Origin of the sequence: Streptomyces sp. NPDC006879 (genome assembly GCF_042869595.1) — a bacterium.
GTDB lineage: Bacteria > Actinomycetota > Actinomycetes > Streptomycetales > Streptomycetaceae > Streptomyces.
In genome coordinates this window covers 1-20,737 of the sequence record NZ_JBIAGC010000013.1, presented here as the reverse complement: position 1 = coordinate 20,737, position 20,737 = coordinate 1, and the positions used below count along the sequence as shown (strand labels likewise).

The 20,737-nt window shown below is 71.8% G+C and carries 14 protein-coding genes, 1 tRNA gene and 1 riboswitch; of the genes, 8 read left to right on the top strand and 7 right to left on the bottom strand.

The features are described from left to right. Positions 1-231 precede the first annotated feature (231 nt). From ACFYMC_RS12960 to ACFYMC_RS12945, 4 genes are all read left to right on the top strand, one after another. Positions 232-305 (top strand) — tRNA-Met (locus ACFYMC_RS12960). Positions 306-421: 116 nt separating this feature from the next. Continuing rightward, positions 422-1,636 (top strand): PP2C family protein-serine/threonine phosphatase, encoded by a 1,215-nt coding sequence (locus ACFYMC_RS12955; RefSeq protein WP_388523127.1) that lies wholly within the window; start codon positions 422-424, stop codon positions 1,634-1,636. 187 nt (positions 1,637-1,823) lie between these two features. After that, a riboswitch (cyclic di-AMP (ydaO/yuaA leader) is annotated at positions 1,824-1,957 on the top strand. A 50-nt stretch (positions 1,958-2,007) separates the two neighbouring features. After that, positions 2,008-3,150, top strand: a complete 1,143-nt coding sequence (locus ACFYMC_RS12950) for a M23 family metallopeptidase (RefSeq protein ID WP_388523442.1) — start codon at positions 2,008-2,010, stop codon at positions 3,148-3,150. 50 nt (positions 3,151-3,200) lie between these two features. After that, the gene (locus tag ACFYMC_RS12945; RefSeq protein WP_388523124.1) at positions 3,201-4,145 is read left to right on the top strand and encodes an aldo/keto reductase; all 945 of its coding nucleotides are present in this window, start codon (positions 3,201-3,203) and stop codon (positions 4,143-4,145) included. Here the strand turns inward: ACFYMC_RS12945 and ACFYMC_RS12940 are convergent. The 4 genes from ACFYMC_RS12940 to ACFYMC_RS12925 all read right to left on the bottom strand — a co-directional run bounded on the left by ACFYMC_RS12940 (position 4,078) and on the right by ACFYMC_RS12925 (position 8,993). Continuing rightward, a complete protein-coding gene (locus ACFYMC_RS12940; protein ID WP_388523121.1) occupies positions 4,078-5,067 on the bottom strand; it encodes a PrsW family intramembrane metalloprotease in 990 nt (329 codons plus the stop codon). The two genes, ACFYMC_RS12945 and ACFYMC_RS12940, sit on opposite strands and share 68 nt — an antisense overlap. Before the next feature lie 43 nt (positions 5,068-5,110). Continuing rightward, positions 5,111-5,908: a tRNA (guanosine(46)-N7)-methyltransferase TrmB gene (gene trmB, locus ACFYMC_RS12935; RefSeq protein WP_388523118.1), complete on the bottom strand. Its 798-nt coding sequence runs from the start codon at positions 5,906-5,908 to the stop codon at positions 5,111-5,113. A gap of 64 nt (positions 5,909-5,972) precedes the next feature. Then, positions 5,973-7,217 (bottom strand): L-2-hydroxyglutarate oxidase, encoded by a 1,245-nt coding sequence (gene lhgO, locus ACFYMC_RS12930; protein WP_388523115.1) that lies wholly within the window; start codon positions 7,215-7,217, stop codon positions 5,973-5,975. 123 nt (positions 7,218-7,340) lie between these two features. After that, positions 7,341-8,993 carry a sporulation protein gene (locus ACFYMC_RS12925; protein ID WP_388523112.1) on the bottom strand — a complete coding sequence of 551 codons (1,653 nt, stop codon included), beginning with the start codon at positions 8,991-8,993 and terminating at the stop codon, positions 7,341-7,343. A 586-nt stretch (positions 8,994-9,579) separates the two neighbouring features. Between ACFYMC_RS12925 and ACFYMC_RS12920 the strand changes: the two genes are divergently transcribed. Beyond that, complete coding sequence (locus tag ACFYMC_RS12920) at positions 9,580-11,772, top strand: asparagine synthase-related protein (RefSeq protein ID WP_388523110.1); 2,193 nt, start codon at positions 9,580-9,582, stop codon at positions 11,770-11,772. A 9-nt stretch (positions 11,773-11,781) separates the two neighbouring features. On the opposite strand, the gene ACFYMC_RS12915 is transcribed toward ACFYMC_RS12920, so the two are convergent. After that, positions 11,782-13,686, bottom strand: coding sequence for a sigma-70 family RNA polymerase sigma factor (locus tag ACFYMC_RS12915; protein ID WP_388523107.1), 1,905 nt, complete (start codon positions 13,684-13,686; stop codon positions 11,782-11,784). Between the two features lie 144 nt (positions 13,687-13,830). After that, a complete protein-coding gene (locus ACFYMC_RS12910) occupies positions 13,831-14,589 on the bottom strand; it encodes a TetR/AcrR family transcriptional regulator (protein WP_388523105.1) in 759 nt (252 codons plus the stop codon). A 349-nt stretch (positions 14,590-14,938) separates the two neighbouring features. Here ACFYMC_RS12910 and ACFYMC_RS12905 point away from each other — a divergent pair, with 349 nt between their 5' ends. Beyond that, positions 14,939-16,405: an NAD(P)/FAD-dependent oxidoreductase gene (locus ACFYMC_RS12905; RefSeq protein WP_388523439.1), complete on the top strand. Its 1,467-nt coding sequence runs from the start codon at positions 14,939-14,941 to the stop codon at positions 16,403-16,405. Positions 16,406-16,561: 156 nt separating this feature from the next. Beyond that, positions 16,562-18,334, top strand: a complete 1,773-nt coding sequence (locus ACFYMC_RS12900; protein ID WP_388523437.1) for a SpoIIE family protein phosphatase — start codon at positions 16,562-16,564, stop codon at positions 18,332-18,334. 97 nt (positions 18,335-18,431) lie between these two features. On the opposite strand, the gene ACFYMC_RS12895 is transcribed toward ACFYMC_RS12900, so the two are convergent. Then, the gene (locus ACFYMC_RS12895) at positions 18,432-19,724 is read right to left on the bottom strand and encodes an MFS transporter (RefSeq protein ID WP_388523434.1); all 1,293 of its coding nucleotides are present in this window, start codon (positions 19,722-19,724) and stop codon (positions 18,432-18,434) included. A gap of 115 nt (positions 19,725-19,839) precedes the next feature. Here ACFYMC_RS12895 and ACFYMC_RS12890 point away from each other — a divergent pair, with 115 nt between their 5' ends. After that, positions 19,840-20,373: a MarR family winged helix-turn-helix transcriptional regulator gene (locus ACFYMC_RS12890; protein WP_388523431.1), complete on the top strand. Its 534-nt coding sequence runs from the start codon at positions 19,840-19,842 to the stop codon at positions 20,371-20,373. Positions 20,374-20,737 lie beyond the last annotated feature (364 nt).

Here is a 20,737-nt window from a genome sequence, read left to right as displayed (position 1 = left end):
GGGGCAGGACCGGGCGGAGGATCCGGGGGTCGCAGGACCCTCGTCGTGCCGGTCACCAGTCGGCTCGGAGTGGCCATGGCGGGGGCCTGATGTGGGCTCGGACGCCGGCGGACGGGCGTCGCCGTTGACTGGTTCGATCACCCGCGCGCACGGGTCACGGCGGATCCGGCGCCCGGTCCGGGCAGGCTGGTAAGAAGCACTCCGGAGATGCCGTAAGCTTGTGTTCAACGACGCGGGGTGGAGCAGCTCGGTAGCTCGCTGGGCTCATAACCCAGAGGTCGCAGGTTCAAATCCTGTCCCCGCTACTTGAAGACCAGGGCCCGAATCCATCTGATGGATTCGGGCCCTGGTCGTATCCGGAGGTACTCCGATCGGCGGGCCAGCGCTCGCTGGCCCGCCGCGCTGGGCACAGCCTGGACTCATGGCGGGGCAGCCGGTGGGCCACACAGCGGATGCAGCGGGTGCGGACACCAGGCTGGGTGCCACCCGGCGTTTCGTACGGCTGCTACCGCCGCTGTTGATCTGCTTCGGCCTGCTCTTCGCCGTGCTCACACCCGCCGACTTCACCGGTTCCCCCTTCTTCTCCGCTGCTCCGCTGGTGGCCGCTCCCTTCTTCGGGATGGGTGCCACCTTGATCACGGGCGGGACGGCTTGGGGCATCTTGGTGCTCCTCCACCTGCATCAGGGCAGCGCTCTGCGAATGGAGGCGGTCACCGAGCTCCTCACGGTGCTGACCGTCGCCGCTCTGGCGGTGCTCATCAACCGGGTGGTGCGCCGTGGTGACCGGCAGTTGGCCTCGGCCCGCGGGGTGGCGGAGGTCGCGCAGCGGGCCGTCCTGCCGAAGCCGGCGGAGCGGTTGGGTGGCCTGGAGGTGGCCGCGAGGTACGAGGCGGCGCATGCGGACGCGTTCATCGGCGGGGATCTGTACGCCGTGCAGGAGACACCGTTCGGCGTCCGGCTCGCGGTCGGTGACGTGCGGGGCAAGGGCCTGGACGCGGTGGAGGTGGTCGCCGTGGTCATCGGCGCCTTCCGGGAGGCCGCGGAACAGGAACCCGACCTTCAGGGGGTGGCGCGGAGGCTGGAGCGGGCGTTGGTCAGGGAGCGGGCGCGGTACTCGGAGTCGGAGGCCGCCGAGGGCTTCACCACGTGTGTGCTGGCGGAGGTGCCGCGGGAGGAGCTGGTGGTGCGGTTGCTCAACCGTGGCCATCCGGAACCGCTCCTGCTCTACGCCGACGGACGGTTGGACCGTCTGGCACCCGAGGAGCCGGCGCTGCCGCTCGGCCTGGGGGAGTTGGCGCCGTTGCCGGGCCGGGTGGTGGAGTGGCCCTTCCCCGCTGGGGCGATGTTGCTGCTCCATACCGACGGCCTGACGGAGGCTCGTGATGCTGGGGGAGTCTTCTACGATCCGGCCGAGCGGCTGCGGGGTCGGATCTTTCCGGGGCCGGACGGGCTGCTCTCCGCGTTGATCTCCGATGTGCGGCGGCACACCGGTGGTGGGACCACGGACGACCTCGCGTTGCTCGCCGTGGGGAGGCCGGGTGCGGGGCAGCCGGTCAAGCGGCGGACGGTCGCTGTGGTGGCTGGTGATGAAGGGGGTCGGTCCGGACCGACCCCAGGGCAGCGCTGGAAGCGGTGAGTCCGCTCTGCTTTGGGGGATTTGATCCCGCGCTTCGCACACTCCGTAGCCGCCTCGAACCTCTTCGCATTCCAGGGTGACTTCGGGTCAAACCTCATTCTGGTTACGGCTTGGAATCAACCCCTTGCTTCTATTAACGTTCGATAACGCAGCGCGGTTGTCTCAGCCGTCGCAAGAGACGGCACCGTGCGCGTGCGCGCCGAATCCCACAGGGGAACCGGGGAACCACCAACTTGGGGTGAATCGGGTCGTACTGGCCTGTAGGAGACCTTCCTGCTCCGAACCCGTCAGCTAACCCGGTAGGCGAGAAGGAAGGGAAGGACCGCCTCGTGTCGTCCAACTGGTCTGCCTCCGCCGCTGCCGAGGCGCTCATGACTCCCCCGTCCGCGGAGCCCGTAGCGGTCGGAGAGCTCGTCGCCCGTGACGGGATCGGCGAGGAGGGCGGCGTCGAACTCGGGGCTGGCGCCTGGGGCGAGTGGAGCCCGACCGAGGACTCGGTCCGCCCCGTCCGGGGGCGTCACCGGGTGGTCAAGCAGCGCGGCAGCCTGGTGCGGAGTTCCACCGTTCTCGGGGTGGGCGTCATCGCGGCAGTGGGTGCCGGCGGCATAGCCACTGCCCAGGACAAGCCGCCGGTGTCCATATCGCTGCCCACGGTGGGCGACCTGATCGGCGGCACCGGCCTGGGTAAGGACGAGGACCACGCGGGCGGGGCGACCCGGGCCGAGGGCGCCCTTGAGGAGCGTGCGGCGAGTGGCCAGCAGGCGCCTGCCGTGGTGGAGGCTCCGCTGACGATGGCCGGGGTCACCGTCGAGCAGGCGGCGGCGGGACAGAGCGATGCGGGCGAGGTGTTGCGTGCCCGGATCCTGCAGCAGGCCGAGCAGCAGGAGGACTCGGCTGCGGCTGCGGCTGAGGCGGCTGCCGCGGAGGCCGCGGCGGAGGCTGCCGCGGAAGAGGCCGAGCAGCAGCGCCAGGAGGCCGAGGCCAAGGCGGAGGCCGAGCGCCAGGAGGCCGAGCGCAAGGAGGCCGAGCGCAAGGAGGCTGAGGCGAAGGCCAAGGCGGAAGCCGAAGCCAAGGCGAGGGCCGAAGCGGAGAGGCAGGCCAAGTCGGCCAAGGCGGCCTCGGGTTACTCCCTGCCGACGTCCGCCTACACGCTCACCGCCCACTACGGCACGGCGGGCTCCATGTGGTCCTCCGGCCACCACACCGGCCTCGACTTCGCCGCCCCGACGGGGACCCCGGTCAAGGCGGTGCACGGGGGGAAGATCACCTCGGCCGGTTGGTCCGGTGCGTACGGGTACCGCATCGTGCTCCAACTGCCGGACGGGACCGAGGTCTGGTACTGCCACCTGTCCTCGATGTCGGTGACCGGCGGCAGCGTGGGCGCCGGCGAGACCATCGGCCGGGTGGGTGCCACCGGAAACGTCACGGGCCCGCATCTCCACCTCGAGGTCCGGGTCGGCGGCTCCACCAATGATCCGCTGGCCTGGTTGCGGGGCAAGGGACTGAGGGTCTGACTTCGCCGGCGGTCGGAATACGAGTGATCCGTTGGAAGTTGAGTGATCATATGACCACACTTCGCCAGCTTGGCTCCTCCGACCTCCACGTCTTCCCGCTCGCCCTCGGCGGCAACGTCTTCGGCTGGACCGCAGACCGTGAACAGTCCTTCGCCGTCCTCGACGCCTACGCCGCCGCCGGCGGCAACTTCGTCGACACCGCTGACGTCTACTCCTCGTGGGTGCCCGGCAACGCGGGCGGGGAATCCGAGCGGATCATCGGGGAGTGGCTGGCCGCCCGCGGGAACCGCGCGGAGGTCGTCGTCGCCACCAAAGTCGGCGCGCACCCCCAGTACACGGGACTGGCGGCGAGCACCATCAAGGCAGGCGCGGAGGAGTCGCTGCGCCGCCTGGGCACCGACTACATCGACCTCTACTACACGCACTTCGACGACCCCTCCGTGCCGGTGGAAGAGATCATCGGCGCCCTCGATCTGCTGGTGAAGGAGGGCAAGGTCCGCGCGATCGCCGCCTCCAACCTGAGCGCCGAGCGCCTCGCCGAGTCCCTGGCCTTCTCCGAGCGTGAGGGACTCGCCCGGTACGTGGCCCTGCAGCCGCACTACAACCTGGTTTCCCGAGACACCTACGAGGGCCCGCTCGCCGAGACGGCCGCCCGCTTCGGCTTGGCCGCCGCGCCCTACTACGCGCTGGCCTCCGGTTTCCTCACCGGCAAGTACCGCCCGGGCGCCGAGGTCGACTCGGCCCGCGCCGAAGGTGCCGGCAAGCACCTTTCCACTGAGCGGGGGCGACGTGTGCTCGCCGCCTTGGACGGGATCGCCGAGACCCGCGGCGTCGAGATCGCCACGGTGGCCCTCGCCTGGCTGGCGGCCCAGCCCACCGTCGTGGCGCCGATCGCCAGCGCCCGCACCGTCGAACAGCTCCCGGCGCTCATCGCGGTGGCGGAACTGCGGCTGACGGAAGGGGAGCTGGACGCGCTGACGGCAGCCTCCGCGTGACGTCCAGTCGGGTCACCGTTCCGACCGCGGCCACCGCGGTCGGAACGCCGGTCTCCAACTGCTCCGCGCACCCGTCCCGGAACCAGAGGGCAAGCCAGCTCAGCAGCGCCAGCGCCGGCAGTATGAACAACACGTACACGGCGTAGAAGCCGTACTCGCCCAGTACCGAGGAGCCGTTCCACACCGCGTGCACCCCCATCGCCAGGGCCACGCCCAGCAGGGGGGCCGCGGTCCGGCGAACGAGAGGGGCCGTCGCCCACAAGGCGGCGCACCCGAACCCGATGCCGGTGAGCACGGTGAACAGGGGATGGGCGAAAGGGGAGACGACGATCCGTACGAAGAAGGTCGCGGCGGTCAGCGAGGCCAGAACCGCCGGAGCGGTGCCGGTCGGCACCTGATCGAGGTCCTCGGTGAACGCGTTGCCGAGGTAGAGGATGTTCTCGGTAAAGGCGAACCCGGTAGCGGTGAGCCCCGCGAGCACCACCCCGTCGAGGATCCCGGACAGCTGGGTCCGGCAGAAGAGGAACAGCAGGAGGAGGGCCGAGCCCTTTGCGATCTCCTCGACCACGGGTGCCACGGCGAGCGAGCCGAGGTGGTCGGCGCTCTCCGGGTCGGAGACCATCGAGGCTATCCAGCGGGTCGCGTAGCCGTTGGCCAGCAGCGAGATCAGCGCGGCGGCGCAGGCGCCCCAGCTGAAAGCGAACAGCCGGCTCGGCCAGAGCCCTGGCCGCCCGCTGCGGTCGAGCCAGCGGAAGGCCAGGACCAGCAGCGGGACCGGCGGCATGGAGAGCCCCAGCCCGACCAGGAAGCCCTCGGTGCCGGTCCGCTCCCGCACCAGCACCGCCATGACCGTGCCGGCAGTGGCCAGCAGGAGGATCAGGGCGCCCGCACGGGGGGACGGGAGGGACGGACGGAAGTACACCCTGTGACTCTAACGAGCCGAGCGGGCACGGGGGGTGACGTCTTCAGTTCTCGATGCGACGGAACAGCAAGTCGTGTACGACGTGCCCCTTGTCGAGGCCCTGGCCTTCGAAGCGGGTCAGTGGGCGCGAGGCGGGACGTGGCGCGTAGCCGCCTTCCGGCTGGGTGTTCTCGAAATCGGGGTGCGCACTGAGCACCTCCAGCATCTGCTCCGCGTAGGGCTCCCAGTCCGTGGCGCAGTGCAGGATTGCGCCGGGGGCGAGTCTGGTGGCGGCCAGGGTGAGGAACTCGGCCTGGATCAGCCTGCGTTTGTGGTGGCGCTTCTTGGGCCACGGGTCGGGGAAGTACACCCGAAGGCCCGCCAGAGAGGCGGCTGGCAGCTGTTCCCTCAGCAAGATGACCGCGTCGCCGTTGCCGACTCGTACGTTGCGCAGGCCCATCCGTTCGGCGAGGCCGAGGAGGTTGCCCTGCCCGGGGGTGTGCACGTCGACGGCGAGGATCCCGGTGCCCGGGTCATCGGCCGCCATCTGTGCGGTGGCTTCGCCCATGCCGAAGCCGATCTCGACCACCACGGGCAGGCCATCGAACATCTGATTGAGATCGAGTACCTTCCGGCCGTCGATGTCGAAGCCCCAGGTGCCCCACAGGCGGCGCAGTGCGTCCTCCTGGCCGGCGGTCACCCGACTCCGGCGCGGCTGGAAGCTACGGATCCGACGTTCGTGGTGGGAACCGGCCGGGTCGGGCGCGGGCCCGTCTGGGAAGCGCGGCTCGGTACGCCAACGCGGCGGTTGGTACGCGGACTCCGCGTCCGGCTGGGGCTGGGGGTTTCGAAGCTCAGACACAATGAGCCGATTCTATGGCGCTCCACGCAGACGAGCGGCCTGGGCCGCCGGCGGGGGCAGGGCCTCAGACGTCCTGTAGCGCGCGCAGCGCTCGCTGGGCGACCTCGCGGCCGATCGGCAGGGAGGCCGTCGCCGCCGGCGAGGGAGCGTTGAGGACGTGGACGGCGCGCGGAGTCTGTTCGATCAGGAAGTCGTCCGCCAGGGTGCCGTCGCGCAGCACCGCCTGCGCCCTGACTCCCGCGGCGGCCGGCTGGAGGTCTGCCTCCGTGACGGCGGGCAGCAGTCGCTGGACGGCCTGGGTGAAGGCGTGTTTGGACAGGGAGCGGTGCAGCTCGCCCGCTCCGTACCGCCAGTGCCTGCGGGCGATCTGCCACGAACCCGGCCAGCTCAGCGAAGTGGCCAGGTCGCGCGGGCTGACCGCGCCCCAGCCGTAGCCTTCGCGGGCCAGCGCCGGGACCGCGTTCGGCCCGACGTGGACGCCGCCGCCGATGCCCCGCGTCAGGTGCACGCCGAGGAAGGGGAAGGCCGGGTCGGGCACCGGGTAGACCAGACCGCGCACCAGGTCGGGTCGGGCCAGGTCGAAGTACTCACCGCGGAAGGGCACGATCCGCATGCCCGGGTCGTCGCCGGCCAGCCGCGCGATGCGGTCACAGTGCAGGCCCGCGCAGTTGACCAGGACCTTCGCCCGTACGACCCGCCCGTCGGCGGTGCCGACGGCGATCCCGGAGGGTCGGCGGCTGATCCTGGTGACCTCGGCGCCGTAGAGCACCTCGGCCGCCGAGCTCTCCGCGAGCTGAGCGGTGACCTGTCCGTAGTCACAGATGCCGGTGGTCGCCACGTGGATGGCCGCGACGCCACTCACCCAGGGCTCGTACTCGGCGAGCTGGGAGCGCCCGAGCTCCCGGACCGGGATGCCGTTCTCCCGGCCCCGCTGCACAAGGCCGTGCAGCCGGGGCAGCTCGGAGCGGTCGGTGGCGACGATGACCTTGCCGGTGACCTCGTGGGCTATCCCGTGCTCAGCGCAGAACTTCACCATCTCCGCGGCACCCTGCACGGCGAAGCGCGCCTTCAGCGAACCGGGCCGGTAGTAGATCCCGCTGTGGATCACCCCGCTGTTGCGCCCTGTCTGGTGGCGTGCCGGGCCCGACTCCTTCTCCAAGACGACCACCCGGGTGCCCGGTGTCAGCCGGGACAGTGCGTAGGCCGTCGACAGTCCGACGATGCCCCCGCCGATCACCAGCACGTCACAGTCGAGCGCGGCTCCCGCGAACCTGGCGCGCGCCTCGACCTGACTCGTACTCCGCCCCACGCCCCGCCTCGCTCGCGTCCTGTGGCGCGTCACCGCACCCACCTCCCACCCCGATACTGCACCCGCCCACTGACAATGCCCACAGGACGGAACCCCAACCGGCCAGCAGCCACCGGTGGGTGCTCACCCGGGGGCGGTCGCCGCCAACAGCGGCCTCGCCCGCTCGCGCAGTTCCACCACCCGCGGCTCGTCCCCATAAGGCTCCAGACGGTGTAGCAGGTCCCGCACGTACTCGGTGGTGCGGGCCGAGGAGATCCGGCCGGCCACCTCCACCGCCCGGGTGCCGGCCGCGCACGCCGCGTCCAGGTTGCCCGACTCCAACTCCGCGACCGCGCTCACCACCAGTCGCAGACCGTGCGAGCGCACGTACTCCTCGGTGGGGCGGGACAGCGCCTGCTCGGTGAAGCGCCGCACCTGCCGGGGCAGCCTCAGGTCCCGGTAGCACTCCGCGGCGTCCGCGGCGAAGCGGTCGTACGAGTAGAAGCCCAGCCAGGACGGGTCGGGGTCGCCCGCCCGGGAACGCTCCAGCCAGCTCTCGGCGGCCCGCAGGGCCGCGCCGGCGGCCTGGGAGTCGCCGGCCTTGGCGTGCGCCCGGGCCTCTACCAGTCGGAAGAAGCTCATGGTGCGTGCGGTGGCGAGCCCCCGGTTGCGTTCCACCGCGGCCTGGGCGAGGTCCACGCCCTCTTCGGCGAACTCCCGGTAGGTGGCCTGGAGCGACATGGAGGCCAGGACGTAACCGCCGAGCGGTACGTCGGCCGCGGCCCGGGCCAGCCGCAGGGCCTGGATGTAGTAGCGCTGGGCGGCTTCCTGCTGGCCGGTGTCGAAGGCCATCCAGCCGGCGAGGCGGGTGAGTTCGGCGGTGGCCCCGAACAGCGCCCGTCCCACCTCGTCCGTGTAGGAGCCGAGCAGCAGGGGTGCCGCGTCCACCCGGAGGCATTCAGGGACCATCGAGGAGCGCCAGTCGCCCCCGCCGTACTTGGAGTCCCAGCGCCGGGCGTCCTCGGCGGCCTCGCGGAGTTTGGCCACGTCGCTGTGCCCCACGCGCTGGGGAACGGTCTCGGTGGGTTCGGCTGCGACCGCCGGGGTGGCTGCGGCTTCCGGTGCGGGCCCCGCGGCGGGCGCGGTGTCCGTGGCCACCGGGCCGTCGTCGCCCGCGGCCCGGGGCGGTGGGATGGCCACCGCCCTCGCCCGCGGGCTCCGCAGCGGCACCGTGGGCGGGGCGTCGGGCGGCGCGTGTCGGGTACGTACCGCGCCTGCCGGCCGGGATGCGCCCCGGGGCGGCTCCGCCAGGGCTGGAGGGGCCTCACGCGCCACCGAACCGTCGGCGGGCGTTATCAGCCAGCGCGAGACGGGTGTCGCATATGCCGAGACCGCGAAGGAGCCGGCGAGCGACTGCCAGATCCCGTTGCCGCCGCGCCGCCCCGCCAGGTCCAGCCGGTACAGCTCGGTGGCGGAACGGACGGCGGCGCCCACGTCCCGCGGGAAGGTCAGCCCGACTTCGGGCGCGGGGTCCGCGTCGGCCAGGCCGATCTCGTGGAGCGGCACCGGGCGACCCAGCTTGGCGCCGATGGCCGCGGCGATCAGGTGCGGAGCGGCGCCCTGCGGCACCATTCCCTTCGACACCCAGCGGGCGACGGAGGTCTTGTCGTACCTCAGCGTCAACCCGCGTTGGGCGCCGAGGTCGTTGACGCGCCGTGCGAGCCCCGCGTTGCTGATGCCCGCGAGGGCGAGGACGGCGCCGAGCTTCTCGTTCGGCTCACGGAGCTCCCTGGACATGCGCCACCCCTCAGTCACGCAGACGGCCGCCGGGGCATAGGCACCCGGCATTCGTAAACCCAGCGTAGTTCGCCGCATCCCAAGCGTTAAGGGGCTGCCTTCCCTATGGCGGATTTGTGGCCCGTACGGATGTGCAGCGGGCGGGGTGGCGTGGGGTGGCGTGCTCCGGCCGTGTGGCCGTGCGCCCGCCCGTGCGCTCTGGCTGGCCCGTTGGGCCCCCGGCTTCCATGTGGGGTGCGTGGGTCGGCCCGCTCCGTGGATCCGAGGGATACACAGGTACCAGTGGGCCGGGGGATGCCGCCGCCTTGTTTCCCCGCGGGTGGCGGACTGGTCCGGGGGGTGGTCTGCGCCTCCCGGGCCGGGAGTCCCGCACGCCTGCCAGGCCCCGTCCAAGAATGGCTGAATGCCGCCTATCGGGTGGGGGTCACGGAACACCAAAAACCGCCGTGCAGGGGCGCATTCATTTGCATGTGCGCCCCCCTTGGCGGTTCCCGCGCGCCTCCGCCGTGGCAGCATGGACCCCAACTACGCGCCTTCGCGCGTCCAGTTGTCCGCACGGAATGGTCCACAGCCTGTGGAGGCGGCGATGCGATGGTTGGTGGGCTGGAGCAGTATCGCCGCCAGTTTCGGTACGGCCGGAGCCGTACGGGAGACAGCGGGTGGCCGTGCGAGGGCCACCCGCACCGGCAGCGGCCCCGACGCCCACCCCCACCGAGGCGGTCACCACGGCGCCGAACCCCACGGCGGTCCAGCGGAGAGCTCCCGCACCGTCCAGCCCGTCGGCGCCCAACTCCTGTGGGGCGACCCCGATCCCCTGTGGGCCGTGGGCGACTGGCGACCCGACGAGATCCGCACCGTCGTCGCCGACCCCGCCGACCCCTTCACCCGTCTCGCCGTCCTCGGCTGCTGCGGCGCGAGCGAGGAAGCTCTGCGCGTCGGCCTCTACGCGGCGCGCGGCGGCGCACTGCGGCACCTGACCACCTGGCCCGGCAGCTACACCGCCGTCGTCCAGGTCGGGCGCCGCATCACGGTGGTCGGCGACCTCGCCGGAGCACGCCCCGTCTTCTACACCCCGTGGGCCAACGGCACCGCGTACGCCACCGCCGCCCTGCCGCTCGCCGACCTCATCGAGGCGCAGCTCGACATCGGACACCTGGCCGCCCTGCTCGCCTGCCCCGAAAGCCCCGAAGCACTCGGCGACGGCACCCCCTACATGGGCGTTCGTCGGATCCCGCCCGGCCACGCACTGATCCTGCGCGAGGGTTCGCGGGAGATCACCGGGTACGAGCCGGTGGCCTCACTCGCCGTCGCCGCGCCACAGCCCGAAGCCGACCGGGCGGTGGAAGGGGTGCGGGAAGCCCTCGTCGACGCCGTGCGGGCGCGGCTGACGGCACCGCGCCATGCGCCCCAGACGCTCCCGTACGACCCCGGCCCGGTGCCCGGTATGGGGCCCGCCGACCGCCGGGCGGCCCGCGGCGCGCCCGCCGCCGGCATCGGTGCCGACCTCTCCGGCGGCAGCGCTTCGGCCACCTTGGCACTGCTCGCCGCCGGCCTGCCCGGGCCGCCCGGATCCGTCCTGGGACACCGAGCCGGCTCCGGTGAGCGGCTGCTCGCCGTCACCTTCAACGACCTGGCCACGCCGCGTGGCCGGGAAGCCGAACTGGAGCGGGCCCGGGCCATCGCCACCAACCCCAAGCTCCACCACGTGGTGGTCACGGGGGAAGCGGACACCCTTCCGTTCGCCGAACTCGAAGGACCCCTGACCGACGAGCCCGGGCCCGGCCTGGTGGCGGCCGACCGGCACCGTCGCCGACTCTCCGCCGGCAGCGCGGACCACCTCGTGGGCTACGGCGCCCGCCAAGTCCTGGACGCCCATCCGGCCAGGCTGGCGGACCTGCTGCTGGACCGCCGTCGCCGCCACCTGGTGCGTCCGGTGGCGGCCCTCGCCCGCGCCGAAGGCCCGACGGCGCAATCGCTGTTCGTGCCCTTCACCGTCTACCTGGCGGCCCGTCGACTGGCACGCACCTCCTACCGTGTGGGGCTGTCCGATGCCGCCCTGCGGCTGCGCGAACAGGACGCTGATTCGACCTCCGACGGCCCCGTGGACGCCTCGCTCTGCGCGCTCGCCTGGGCCCGGCCAGGTCCTGCGGCGCGGTGGTTGACCGGGGAGGCCCTCGCCGAGGTGTCGGTCCGTCTGGAAGCGGCAGCCGGGCGCCCGACGGTGGCGCTCCGTCCCGGAGAGGCACGCGCCCGGGCCGCCCTCGCCCGGCACGCCGGTGACCTGAGGGTCCTCGAACAGGCCGCCGAGGTCCGCAGCCAACGCCTGCACGCCCCGTACCTCGACAACCAGGTGGTACGCGCCGCCCGGGGCCTGCCGGAGGCCCTGCGGGTCCAGCCCGGTGCCCGGGCGGCGATCCTCCGGGCCGTACTGTCGGGGGCCGGGGTGCGCGAGCTGCCGGCGGGCTGGGGTGCCAGTGCGCCCGGGCCGGGCATCTCCGCGGTCCGCGCGGGCCTGAGAGCAGCGCTCGATGACCTCCTCGCGCTCTTCGCCGCCCCGTTGCTGGCAGATGCTGGCCTGGTCGAGGCCCGAGTGGTCCGCCAGGCGCTGCTGGACGCCGCGGAGGGCCGCCCGGCACCGCTGGACGGCATCGCGGAACTGGTCTCCGTCGAGCTGTGGCTGCGCCGCCTCATCGCCCGCCGCGGTACCTGTTGGACGGGCGAGTCCTCCCCGCGCCGACGCGCCGTCTCCGCGGGGGTACCGCAGCGCCGGGCCCTGTGAGCGCAGCACTCAGCGGCAGCTGAGCACGGCGTCCGCCCAGCTCGCCATGGACGGCGGCGCCGGCCGTGCGGCGGGATCGGGCTCCACCACCAGCTGGATGGTGCTGCGCCCCCGCAGCGACACCTGCACTGGGACCGCCGGTGCGCCCGCGGTCAGGGACGGCGACTTCCACAGCCGGGTGCCGTCGGCGTAGACGGAGAAGAGCGCTGCCCCGTGCTGCGGCAGCAGATGGTCCATGCCCACCCAGGCGGAGAAGGCGGTGCACCGGCGGTTGAGGGTGACGGTGACCCGGGAACGGTCGCTGACGGTCACCCCGTGAGTGAACTGCCGACCGGCGATCCGCAGCCCCCAGCGCTTCCACAGCCAACTGCTCCGGTCGAGTTCGAGTTCGGGGTCCAGGTGGCGCCCGAGCACGGAATAGCGCAGCTGATGGAGCCGGAAGTCCTCGGCTGGGGCCGGTGGCGCGGGCTTCGGCGGGCTGGGGCTCGGTTTCGGGGTCCGCTGCGGCTTCGGTGCTGGTTTCGGGGGTGTCGGCTTCGGCGTCGGCTCGGGGGCGGGCGACGGCTTCCGGCTCGGCGTAGGCCTTGGCCTGGGAGTGGGCCGCGCTGTCGGGACGGGGGCGGGCTGCGGCTTCGCCCGCTGTGGGGGCGCCGGCGCCGGTACGACCGGTGCACTGGTGGGCGGTCGCTCGGTAGGGGGCCGTGGCGGGGCGGAGGTGACCGGTGCGACGACCGGCGGCGCAGGCTCGGGCCGCGACTGCGGCTCGGTGTCCTCGCCGACCAACGCGAAGACCACTCCCGCCGCCGTCGCCGCCGCGAGCGCCGTTGCGAGGCCCGCCTTGACGGGCATCCCCAATCCTTCGACCGCCGCTGCGCCGGCTCCCGTGCCGGAGCTGCCCGATCCGCTGGCAGCCGCCGCTCCGGCGCCGGCCGCGCCGACGGCCCCGCCCGCGACGACCCCGGCCGCCTTGATCGAGTAGCCGGCGGCGAACCAACCGATGACCGCGACGGGGAGCAGCGCGGGAATGCCGGAGTTGACGTCCTTGATCTCACCGGCCGCGAGCCGGCAGCTCGCGCACTCCTCCAGGTGCTTGCGCAGCCCCCGTTCGGCCCTCATCCGTAGCCCGCCGCGGGCGAAGGCGCCCAGCCGGTCGGCGTAGCGGGCACAGTCGCCTCCGGCCGTCAGGGAGGCGCTGACATGGGCCTGGAGGTAAGCCTGTCGCAGTCCCTCACGGGCACGGCTGGCCAGAACCGCTGTGGCGTTCGCGGTCAGTCCGAACAGCGGGGCGACCTCGCTGGGTGACTCTTCCTCCACCGTGGTGTGCCACAGCACCGCCTGCCATCGCTCCGGCAGGCTACGGAAGGCCTGGAGGGCGAGACTCTGTTCCGCCTCGTGCATCGCCCGCACATCGGCGCCCACGGCGACGGTGTCCCGTGCGGCCACGGCGCCGTCCTCGCCGCGTGCCGCCTCCTGTGCGAAGACGGCGAAGTCCTCGACCAGTTGTTCGCGGCGTGCGGTCTGTGCCCAGGCCGCTGCGACCCGGCGCACGGTGGTGAGGAGGTACGCCCGTACCGCCTGGTCCGGGCCCGCGCCGCCGCGTACCGCCTGCAACGTGCGGGCGAACACCTCGGCGGTCAGGTCCTCGGCGGTGTGGGCGTCCCGGCAGCAACTGCGGGCGTAGCGCCGTACGCCGTCCGAGTGGCGTCGGAACAGCTCGGCGTAGGCGCTGTCGTCGCCGGCCCGTAGCCGGAGCACCAGGTCCCCGTCGGAAGGCGGCAGGTCAGTGGCGCCCGGGCCGCCTCGGCCGGCGCGCTGGGGCGGCACCTGGCGGGCGGGTGGAGTCTTTGCCTCCACCTCACTGGCGCCCGGGTCCGGGTCGCGGAGGTGCGGCTCCTCACGTCCGTCCGCGCTCATTGCGCTAGCCCTCCAGGACATCCTCAGACCTGAACACGGACTCAGCGTGTCATATCGAAGGCATCCTGCGGAGTACAGCGGTCCGCATCCACTCATCCGAGGGTGGTTGGCGAACCGCCGTACTACGTACCGTAGTTCGGTCGCTCAGGTGCGCAGGCCCTCTAGCAGGATGTCCAGCAGTCGGGCCGAGGCCGCCGCCTGCTGGGCTGCGTCCGGCAGCGCGGGTGCCGCGGTGGCGATCACCAGGAGGACGTCCGCCACCGTGACGTCGGGGCGCAGCTCACCCGCGGCCCGGGCTCGGTCCACGAGTCGGCCGACCACCTCCAGCAGGGCACCCGCCCCGCCGTCCTGCTCCGCCGCCGAGGACGACTCTGCGGCACGCGGCTCCGGCTGCCCGACGGGGGCGAGGGCCTGGCGTTGCTGAGGCACCCGAGCCTCGACCGCCGCCTGCGCCCCGGGCGCGGTCTCCTCGCCCTCCACGCCCACTCGCAGCACCTGCGGCGGCAGCAACCGGCCGGCGCCCGAGGCGACCGAGGTGCGCAGGAAGCGGGACAGGGCCTGCCAGGGCTCGTCCTCCTGCCCGAGCGCGGCCCGGGCCTGCTCGGTGAGTCGGGCGGTCTCCTCTTCGGCGATCCTGCGGACCAGCACGTCCTTGCTGGGGAACCGTCGGTAGACGGTGCCCACCCCGACCCTGGCGCGCCGGGCCACGTCCTCCATGGGGGCGCCGTAGCCCAGTTCGCCGAAGACCTCGCGCGCGGCGCGAAGCACGTGTTCCAGGTTTCGCTGTGCGTCCACGCGCAGCGGAGTGGAACGCATCAAAGGCCCCGAGCCGCCGCTGGTGACGAAGCGGCTGTTGTTTTCAGCCGCCACAGCGGTGGTGCCATGGAAATCCGACATATGCATGTGTGTATCCCCCGGTAATGATGTCTCCCCCCGGAGACTCCCCGCTCTCTGTTGCCGAGGGGTCATGGCCATCGAGGGTCCGTCGATTCCTGGTCCGACACCCCGGCAATGACGAACATAGTTGAGCGAGAGTCAATACAACAGAGGGAGTCAGGTACGGACCACCGCCCGATCGGAGCATTCGGGTCCACTTTCTCCGATCCGTCCCTAGCCGTCCCCTCGACACCCCGACCTGACCTGCGGACACACACGGTCACCCGGCAGGTGCCCCGGCGCTACGCCAGCGCGATTCGCGGTCACACAATTTGCCGGGCCTGTGGACAAACGGGCGGCCACGGTGCGTCATGGACTGGTGAAGGCTGCAGACTCCCAGGAAAGCGCCACAGGAACCCCGTCGCGCACGCGCATTCTCATCGTCGGCGGTGGTTATGTGGGCATGTACACCGCACTCGGACTCCAGCACGAGCTGAAGCCCGAGGAGGCCGAGATCACGGTGGTGACCCCCGAGTCGTACATGACCTACCAACCCTTCCTGCCGGAGGCGGCTGCAGGCTCGATCTCCCCACGCCACGTCGTGGTACCGCTGCGCCGGGTACTGCCCGGCTGCCGGATCGTCATCGGCGAAGCCCGCCGTATCGACCACGACAAACGGACCGCCACCGTGCACACCCTCGCCACCGAGGAAGACGGCGCGGGCGCCGTCGAGATCCCTTACGACGAAGTGGTGCTGGCGCCCGGCTCGGTCTCCCGCACCCTCCCGGTGCCCGGCCTCGCCGACCACGGCATCGGATTCAAGACCGTCGAGGAAGCCATCGGCCTGCGCAACCACGTCATCGAACAGTTGGACATCGCCTCGGCCACCCGTGACCCGGAGATCCGCGCCGCCGCCCTCACCTTCGTCTTCGTCGGCGGCGGTTACGCCGGCGTGGAGGCGCTCGCCGAGCTGGAGGACATGGCCCACTACGTCACCCGCTACTACCACAACATCAAGGCCACGGACCTGAAATGGGTGCTGGTCGAGGCCAGCGACCGGATCCTCCCCGAGGTGGGTCCCGAGATGGGCACGTACACGGTGCGTGAGCTGCGCCGACGCAATATCGACGTCCGCCTCGAAACCCGTCTGGAGTCCTGCCTCGACCGGGTCGCCGTACTGAGTGACGGCCAGCGCTTCCCCACTCGTACGGTCGTGTGGACCGCCGGGGTCAAACCGAACCCGATCGTCGCCGCCTCCGGCCTGCCCCTCAACGAACACGGCCGGGTCCGCTGCACCGCCCGACTCGCCGTCGAAGGCGTTGAACACGCCTGGTCGGCAGGTGACGCAGCCGCGGTCCCCGACATCACCGCCACCGAACCCGGAGTGCTCTGCGCCCCCAACGCACAACACGCCATGCGCCAGGCCAAGGTGCTCGCGGACAACCTCGTGGCGGCGCTCCGCGGAGGCCCCCTCACCGACTACGAACACGCGTACGTCGGCTCCGTCGCCTCACTCGGCCTGCACAAGGGAGTCGCCCACGTCTACGGCCGCAAGGTCAAGGGCTACCCCGCCTGGCTGATGCACCGTGCCTACCACCTCAGCCGGCTCCCCACCGTCAACCGCAAGACCCGGGTGCTCGCCGAGTGGACGCTCGCCGGGCTCTTCAAACGGGAGATCGTCTCCCTGGGCTCGCTCGAACATCCGCGGGCCGAGTTTGAACTCGCCGCCACCGGCGGCCCCGCCGCACCGTTCCCCCAACCCCCTCCCTCCGCGTCCCCTGATCCCGGGGCGCAGCCCCCGCGGGAAGACGGACGGGGGGCGACCGCCGACGGCGGGGCCTGACGTCATCAGTGCGGTCGGTCACACTGGACGTGTGACCATAGGTGGCCTCAGCCCGCCGAGTGCCCCCCGCCCCGCGACGCCTTCCGTCAACTCCGCCGGGGGACCCCCGGACCAGCGACACAGCGACCACGAGCGACACCACGAGGCTTGAACGCAGTGAACTTCACCCGCTGGAGCGCCCGGTTTCCCGGAACGCAGCGCCGCGCAGCAGCGCGGACCGACCATGGGGTCAGCCCGTCCAAACGCGGTGAGGGCTCCGTCCCCGCGGCCCGCGGCGGTCGCAACGACCCGAGCGGTCCAGAGCCCGCACCCCGCGGCCCCGAGGACGAGGGCCACGGTCCGACCGCGGCCGGCTCCACCTCCGCCCAGATCCTCCCCTCGCCTGACGACCTGTCAGCCCGAGATATCCTCGGTCGGCTCCCCGCCCACGTGGCGCTCGTCTACGGCCCTGAACACCGGGTGGCCTACGTCAACGAGGCCTACGCCGCCGCGTTCGGCGCCCGATCCATCGGAGCGCCCGCCCGCGAGGCCCTCCCGGAGTTCGAGGAACTCGGCCTGCTGCCGCTCCTCGAACAGGTGCTGCGCAGCCGCAAGCCACGCACGGTCAAGAGCCGTAGAGCGCCCAGTGGTTCCTCGTACACGATCACCTGCACCCCGGTGACCTTCCCCGAGCCCGAGAACGGCGAAGCCGGCGCGCCCGGCGCCGGCCGCACTCCCGAGGACGGCGGCGAAGCGCAACCCGGCGGCGTCATGGTCCACCTTGCGGACGTCACCGACCACGCCGAAGCGGCCGAGCGTCTTCGGACCAGCGAACGCCGTCAGCGCGAGGCAGCCGTCACCCTTCAACGCTCGCTCCTTCCACAGGAGTTGGAGGAGCCCGACGATCTACGCGTCGCCGCCACCTACCAACCCGGCGGAACCGAGGCGGCGGTCGGCGGCGACTGGTACGACGTGATCACCCTCGGCGCCGGCCGTACCGCTCTCGTCATCGGCGACGTCATGGGCCGGGGGGTGCGCGCCGCCGCGGTCATGGGCCAACTACGCACCGCGGTCCGCGCCTACGCCCGCCTCGACCTGCCACCGCACGAGGTGCTCCAACTCCTCGACGGCCTCGCCGCCGAGATCGACGCCAGTCAGATCGCCACCTGCGTCTATGCGGTCCACGACCCCAACGAGGGTCGGCTCGTCTACGCCTCCGCCGGCCACCTGCCCATCCTCGTCCGCGACGAGGACGGCACCGTCCGCCGGGCCGACGACGCCACCGGCCCGCCCCTGGGCACCGGCGGTTGGCTCCACACCTCCGGAACCATTCCACTGAGCCCCGGCGCCACCGCGGTGCTGTACACCGACGGCCTCGTCGAACGGCGCAGCGAGGACATCGACGAGGGCGTGGCGGCCCTGGAGCGGGCGCTGTCCGGGGCCACCGGTACTCCCCAGGTGATCTGCGACCGTCTGATGCGGGCCCTCGGCGTCGGTGCCGACCACGATGACGACGTCGCGGTCCTGGTCCTCCAGCACCCGACGCGCACCGGCCCGGATGCCGAGCTCTTCCACAACGCGGCGCTGGAACTCCTGGGCGGAGTCGAGGCCGCACCCCGCGCCCGGGCCTTCGCCTCCGGTGTCCTCGCCTCCTGGAGGTTCCCCGTGGAGCTGTGCGACCTCGGGGTCCTCGCGGCCAGTGAACTCGTCGCCAACTCCCTCCAACACGGCACACCCCCCATGCGGCTGCGGCTGCGCCGCACCGACCGCCGGTTGATCATCGAGGTGACGGACGGGGACGACCACCTGCCGCGCCGCCGTCGCGCGGAGCCCGCGGACGAGGCGGGCCGGGGCATCTCGATCATCGCGACCATCGCCTCTTCCTGGGGCTCCCGTCGCACGCCGGGTGGCGGCAAGGCCGTCTGGTGCGAGTTCGCCCTGCCCGACTGAGCCACGCCCGTCGACCCCTGCGGGCTGGCGCAGGGGCCTCAAGGGCCGTCCGGGGGTGATCCTGGCGGACCTCCACCTCGCGACGGGGAAGCGGTACTCAGACGGATACCGCTTCGCCGGGCCGGGGCACTACCGGGCCGGAGGCGACCGTCCGAGACACCCGGACCAGGGACGGGTTGTCCTGCGCCGGGGTCAGCTGCCGCCCCAGGCGCAGCGCCAGCCAGCTGATGCCGAGTGAGAAGAGGACGAAGGTGAGGATGTACGGCCCGTGCAGCGCGGCCCCCATCGGACCGCCGACCGCGGGGCCCACGGCCAGCGCCAGCTGCTTGACCAGAGCGAAAGCCGCGTTGTACTGCCCGACCGCGGCTTGCGGGGCCAGGTCCGCCACCAGCGGAGCCACGGTCGGCGAAAGCATCGCCTCACCGAGGCCGAACAGCGCATAGGTGGAGATGAAGGCGGCCGTGGCCATGGCCTGACTACCGTGCCCCAGCCCCGCATAGCCGGCGACGACCCAGGCGAACGTCCAGATCAGCCCCACGAGCGCGATCACCCGGGACCGGCGACGCCGCTCCACCAGCCGTAGCACCACGAACTGGGCGAGGACGATCACCGCGGTGTTGGCGGCCAGGGCCAGACCGAGAGCCGAGGGCGTGATGCCGGCGGCCTCTGTGCCGTAGGCGGCCAGACCCGACTCGAACTGCCCGTAGCAAGCGAAGAAGAGGACGAACCCCAGCACCGACAGCTGGACCATGGCCCGGTGCTGGAAGATCCGCTTCCAACCGCCACCGGAAGTCGAGGCCGCCTGCCGGGGCGCGGCCCCGCTGAAGTGCGGTACCCGCGGCAGGCGCACGGTCGTCCCGATCGCAGCCAGCACCAGGAACATCACCGCCTCAATGGAGAACAGCAGGAGGAAGCTGTCCGGACGGTCGGGGTCGACGATCTGGCCGCCGATGAGGCCACCGATGCCCAGGCCCAGGTTCTGCAGGAAGAACTGGGTGGCGAAGGCACGGGTGCGGGTGACGGGGGTGGACGACCACACGATCATCGTGGCGAGCGCCGGCTGCATCACGGCCTGCCCGGCCCCGAGCCCGGCCGCCGCCAGCAGCACGGCGGGCAGGCTGCCGGCCAGTCCGAGCGCCAGGGCGCCCACAGAGGCGAGGAGTGCGGCGGCGATGAGCACCGGCACTGGACCGCGCCGGTCGACGGCCCGACCGGTGAAGGGCAGTACGACGAGGGCGGCCACGGCGAAGACGGCGAGCACCAGACCCGCCGCGCTCGCGCCCAGTTCTCGGACCTGCGCCACGTAGACGTACAGGAACGGAACGGTGAAGCCGATGCCGAACGCGCTCAGCGCGTTGCCCAACTGGATCCGACGCATCGCTGCGCCCATGGCCGTGGTCACGTTCACCAACCTTAGGTATGAAGACTTCAGAGCTAAACTTCGATGGTTAAGAGTACACATCGAAGGAGTTAGAAGCCAACGCATGCGTGGCATACTTCGCGGCATGGGCGACACCGCGGACAACGACGACCTGAGCGAACTCACCCTTGACCAGCAGATCGCGGTCTACCAGCGCGAGTTCCAGGACCTGGACCCTCAGGTCGAGAAGGTCGTCTCCGCCCTCAGTCGCTTGAATCGCCGGATGAACGTTGCGTACGGCAGGCAGACCGCGGCGCTCGGCATCAGCAACGCCGAGTGGGAGGTGCTGAAGGTGTTGGTCCTGTCCGGCGCCCCCTATCGGATGGGCCCGAGCGAGCTCGCCAAGCAACTGGGCCTGACCCCGGCTGCGATGACCCACCGGATCGACCGCATGACGGCGGAGGGCCTGGTCACCCGGGAACGGGACGAGTCCAACCGGGTCCGCGTGATCGTCGAGCTCACCGACGAGGGTCGCAGCAAGTGGCTCGACGCGATGCGGATGGCGACCGTCTTCGAGGAGGAACTCCTCCAGGACCTCTCCATCGGCGAACGAGGCCTCCTGGGAGACATGCTCACCCGCCTGCTGGACCGCGTGGAGGACCTGCAGGACCGCGGCTGAGGACGCTCCCGTGATGGGCGGTGGATCAGCGCCGTGCGCCCGCCGGGGACCGTGAGGTAGTCCTGAGGGGCAGGTTGACACCCGCCGTCCGGGTCCGTAAGGTACTTCGAGTTGTCCCGGAGCTCAACGGTTTTAGGGACACACATCCGCCGCCTTGTTGCGGCAGCCCAACTCAGCACGATCTCCCAGTAGGGGTGAATTCGGCATGCCCGAATTCAATACCGAGGCTCGATTATGAGCCGCCTGGGAAATCCGCTAGAGTTCTGGGTGTCGGAACGGCCCAACAGCCGGGAAGGCGAAGCCCGCTGACTGGGAGTCAGGTCCGAAAGGATCTGGTAGAGTCGGAAACGCCGAAAGGGGAAAT